Raw genomic sequence first — 4,598 nt, forward strand, 5'->3', positions numbered from 1 at the left:
GTTCATTTAACCTACTCCCGGCATTAAAATGCTGGGTTCTAGGTGGTTAAATTCCATAACAAAGCGACTCAAATGGCGACTAGTGTATTGAAGCCAGGAAATAATAGCAACTTGTTGTGTCCTCAAATCGTAGAGCTATACCAACTAGGATCACCTAAATTTTGTAAAATTATCTATTTGTGATAGAATAGCTAAAATACATTTTTCATACTCCCAAAATCAATTCTTACATACATTTGCTCTCACTCCAGCTACAATTCGTTAAGTGGCTTTGAACACATAATATAAATCCAAAAAGGCGGGTGATATAATGCCCTATACCGAAAACTATAAACTTTTCAAGGGTCTTGAAAACATTCCAGTGGCAAAAACTTCTCTGAGCCTGATAAACGGTGAAGAAGGTAAGCTCTTCTACAGAGGCATTGCAGTTGAATCTCTATCAAAAGAATCCTCTTTTGAAGAAGTTGCATTTTTGCTTTGGTACAAGAAGTTGCCAAACAAAATTGAGCTGGATGAAATTAAGCAGCTCTTTATAAATAACCGTGAGATACACCCTGATATGATAGAAGCGATTTCGAAGATTCCTAAAAATGCTCACCCTATGGATGTTTTGAGAAGTTGTGTTTCATTGCTCGGAATCTATGAGAAGCCCGAAAAGCCTAATGATAAAATCACCAGAGCTGCAAAAATATCTGCCAAATTGCCTACCATAGCTTCTTATCATTATAGATTGTCACAAAACATAGAAATCATACCACCAGACAAATCACTGGGCCATGCTTCAAATTTCTACTATATGATAACAGGCAAAAAACCAGATGAAGAAATTTCCAAGCTTATGAACTCTATATTCGTATTACACGCCGAGCAAGGATTGAACGCTTCTACCTTTACTGCTATGGTAATTGCTTCTACGCTATCAGACATGTACTCATCCATAACAGGCGCGATGGGGGCGCTCAAAGGGCCTCTTCATGGAGGAGCAAATGAAAAGGTACTGGATATGGTTGAAGAGATAGACCTCGTAGAGAACGTAGAAAATTTTGTTGAAACTGCATTAAAGGAGAAACGAAAAATCCCAGGCTTTGGTCACAGGGTATATAAAACCTATGATCCAAGATCCATAGTTCTAAAAGAATATGCTAAAGAACTTTCTTTGAAGCTTGGTGATACCAAATATTACCCCATTACGGAGAAACTCGAAGAAGTAGTTATCAAAAAACTGGGGCACAGAAAAATTTTCCCAAATGTTGATCTTTACTCTGGTATAGTTTACAAATTGCTTGGTTTTTCCAAGGAACTCTTTACAGTTATTTTTGCCTTGGCTCGTGTCGTAGGTTGGACAGCTCATGTTATTGAATACACCAGCGAAAACAAGATAATAAGGCCTTGCGGTATTTATACAGGCCCTCTTCAAGCTGAATATATTCCTATGGAAGCGAGGAAATGAAAAATGGGAAAAACAATCGCCGAAAAGATAATTTCCGAACACACTGGTGCAGATGTACATCCAGATGATATCGTCGTGGCCAGAGTGGACTTGGCCATGGTTCAAGATGGGACAGGTCCTTTGGCAGTCGATGAATTCGCGAAAATGGGATTTGATTGCTTGAAAGCACCGAATTCGATACTTTTTATAGACCACGCCTCCCCAAGTCCACGAAAGGAGCTCTCTAATGCACAGAAACAACTAAGAGATTTTTCAAAACGAACCGGTGCGACTCTCTCAGATATAGGGGAAGGAATATCGCATCAGATACTCATTGAGCGATATGCAAAACCAGGTGACCTTATTGTGGGCGCCGATTCACACACTTGCACCTCAGGCGCGCTTGGCGCTTTTGCAACTGGAATGGGCTCAACCGATATTGCTCTTGCTTTCGGCCTTGGAAAAGTATGGTTAAAAGTTCCACCAAGCGTGAAATTCATTCTTAAAGGGAATATGCAAGATGGAGTTTTCGCCAAAGACGTGATTTTACACATAATTGGCCTTATAGGGGCAGATGGAGCGAATTATAAGGTAATGGAATTTGAAGGCGAAATCATTGAACGAATGTCTCAAGAAGAAAGATTTACTATAACAAATATGGCCATTGAAGCCGGAGCTAAAACAGGAATAATCGCACCAGACGAAAAAACCAGAATATTCCTCAAAAAGCATGGTAGGGAAATGGATTATAGAGAAATAAAATCTGACCCTGGTGCCGCATATGAAAAAGTCTTTCAACTGGATCTCTCTAATCTCGAACCGACAATCGCTTTCCCCCATAGTGTTGACAACTCTAAAAGCATCAAAGAAGCTGAAGGGATCAAGATAGATCAAGTGTTCATTGGAACCTGCACAAATGGAAGGCTGGAAGACCTAAAAATAGCTGCATCTATCTTGAAAGGTAAAGAAAAACATCCCAGTATCAGACTTATAGTCATTCCTGCATCAAAGGATATCTATCTAAAGGCATTAGAGGAAGGCATAATAAGAACTTTTGTAGAAAGCGGAGCCACAGTATTAGCTCCGGGATGTGGCCCTTGTGTTGGAGTCCATCAAGGGGTTTTGGCGGACGGGGAAAGAGTAATCTCAACTCAGAACAGGAATTTTAAAGGTAGGATGGGAAACCCGCAAGCGGAAATCTTTTTAGCTTCTCCCGCAACAGCTGCAGCTTCAGCTCTTACCGGGAAAATCACTGACCCCCGGGAGTTTCTCAAATAGGAGGGATTTCGATGATAATAAAAGGCAAAGTCTGGAAATTTGGAAACGATATCTCAACAGACCATATAGCTCCTGGCAGGTATTTCCACCTGCGTACCGACCTTCCTGAGCTTGCCAAACATGTACTTGAAGATGCCAGAGACGATTTCCCTCAAAAAGTAGAAAAAGGAGATCTAATAACTGCTGGAAGGAACTTTGGCCTTGGATCTTCCAGAGAACATGCCCCGAGAATAATGAAGCTCGCTGGTATCTCTTGTGTTGTTGCAAAAAACTTTGCCAGAATATTTTACAGAAACTCCATAAATGTGGGTCTCCCACTGGTGGAGCTAAAAGAAGCAGATGAAATAAACGAAGGTGACATCCTGGAAATTAACCTTGAAAATGGAATCTTGAAAGATATCACCAGGAACAAAGAATATCGTTTCAAGCCATTACCTGAATTTATTCTAAAAATCATAGAAATGGGCGGCATAGAAAACTATATAAAAAAATACGGTGACTATTTCAAGGAGTGAGCTTCATGAAAGGGGAAAAAATCAAAATAAGCGATAATAGCATTAATATACCAGACTGTCCTATAATACCATATATTAAAGGTGATGGAATAGGCCCTGAAATAATGAACACTGCAATACATGTGTGGGATGCAGCAATATCACGGACTTACTCGGAAATGAAAAGAATCATCTGGAAAGAAATCGTTGCGGGTAAGAAAGCCATAAAAAACTATGGTGATCCTCTACCCGAAGAAACAATAAATACCATAAAGGATCATGTGGTTTCTATAAAGGGTCCTTTAACTACACCAGTTGGGAAAGGCTTCAGAAGTTTGAATGTAAGACTCAGGCAGATTCTTGACCTTTATGCCTGTGTTAGGCCGGTAAAATGGATAAAGGGGGTTCCAACTCCTGTCAAATATCCAGAACTTCTTGACATAGTGATCTTCCGGGAAAATACAGAGGATGTATATGCAGGCATTGAATGGGAAGCGGGATCTTTGGAAGCAAAAGGAGTTATTCGTTTTTTGCAAAATCAATATGGCATTACACTTCGAAAAAATTCTGGAATTGGAATAAAGCCTATAAGCGAATTTTCAACAAAAAGAATTGCAAGAAAGGCTATTCGGTATGCGTTGGAAAATGGTCGAAGGAGCATAACCATAGTGCATAAGGGAAACATCATGAAATATACCGAAGGAGCTTTTATGAAATGGGTGTATGAATTAGCTTTTGATGAATTTGCAGATGTAATTGTTCGCGAAGGCGACTCAAAAGATTTTAAAGGAAAGTTGTTAATAAAGGACAGAATAGCAGATAACATGTTTCAACAGATACTTCTGAATCCTTCAGAATATGATGTGATAGTCCTTCCCAATTTAAATGGTGATTACCTTTCTGATGCTGCAGCAGCTCAGATAGGAGGCATAGGATTGGTTCCGGGTGCAAACATTGGAGACCACACAGCACTTTTTGAACCAACTCATGGAACCGCTCCAGAACTGGAGGGGAAAAGCATTGCCAATCCAACTTCTCTAATATTATCTGGGGCTATGATGCTTGAATACATCGGCTGGAAAAAAGCTGCGGAAAAAATCAGAAAAGCTGTAGAAAGAGCCATAGCAGAAAACAAAATGACAGCAGATTTGGCAAAGCCCAAAGGCATAAAACCACTAAAAACTATGCAATTTGCCGAAGAAATCATATCTAGACTGTAACAGGGAAAATGAGATTCGAGTCAAGAAAATTGAGAACTGCATTACTAAAATATGCCATGAACTGCTAGAGCAGTTTACTATAGAATCGGGTCTAAGGTTTGGTAAGAGCTATACCCTAGACCTCAGGCCCTACACCCATACTTTAAAACCCGAATCTTAAGAGCAGGGTATAGGGTA

4 protein-coding genes are annotated in these 4,598 nt (G+C 39.9%); all 4 read left to right on the plus strand.

Annotation, left to right across the window (positions count from 1 at the left end):
- Positions 1-310: 310 nt before the first annotated feature.
- The 4 genes from AC3LHT_RS09035 to icd are packed head-to-tail and all read left to right on the plus strand — an operon-like array spanning position 311 to position 4,421.
- Complete coding sequence (locus AC3LHT_RS09035; protein WP_290647439.1) at positions 311-1,450, plus strand: citrate/2-methylcitrate synthase; 1,140 nt, start codon at positions 311-313, stop codon at positions 1,448-1,450.
- A 3-nt stretch (positions 1,451-1,453) separates the two neighbouring features.
- Positions 1,454-2,707, plus strand: a complete 1,254-nt coding sequence (locus tag AC3LHT_RS09040; protein WP_488662658.1) for a 3-isopropylmalate dehydratase large subunit — start codon at positions 1,454-1,456, stop codon at positions 2,705-2,707.
- A 14-nt stretch (positions 2,708-2,721) separates the two neighbouring features.
- The gene (locus AC3LHT_RS09045; RefSeq protein WP_367115380.1) at positions 2,722-3,222 is read left to right on the plus strand and encodes a 3-isopropylmalate dehydratase small subunit; all 501 of its coding nucleotides are present in this window, start codon (positions 2,722-2,724) and stop codon (positions 3,220-3,222) included.
- 5 nt (positions 3,223-3,227) lie between these two features.
- The gene (icd, locus tag AC3LHT_RS09050; RefSeq protein ID WP_488662659.1) at positions 3,228-4,421 is read left to right on the plus strand and encodes an NADP-dependent isocitrate dehydrogenase; all 1,194 of its coding nucleotides are present in this window, start codon (positions 3,228-3,230) and stop codon (positions 4,419-4,421) included.
- Positions 4,422-4,598 lie beyond the last annotated feature (177 nt).

The organism is Kosmotoga sp. (assembly GCF_982836095.1).

Excerpts from the sequence above, each read along its gene's own strand:
- AC3LHT_RS09035 (WP_290647439.1), top strand. The coding sequence starts at position 311 with ATGCCCTATACCGAAAACTATAAACTTTTCAAGGGTCTTGAAAACATT.
- AC3LHT_RS09040 (WP_488662658.1), top strand. The coding sequence starts at position 1,454 with ATGGGAAAAACAATCGCCGAAAAGATAATTTCCGAACACACTGGTGCA.
- icd (WP_488662659.1), top strand. The coding sequence starts at position 3,228 with ATGAAAGGGGAAAAAATCAAAATAAGCGATAATAGCATTAATATACCA.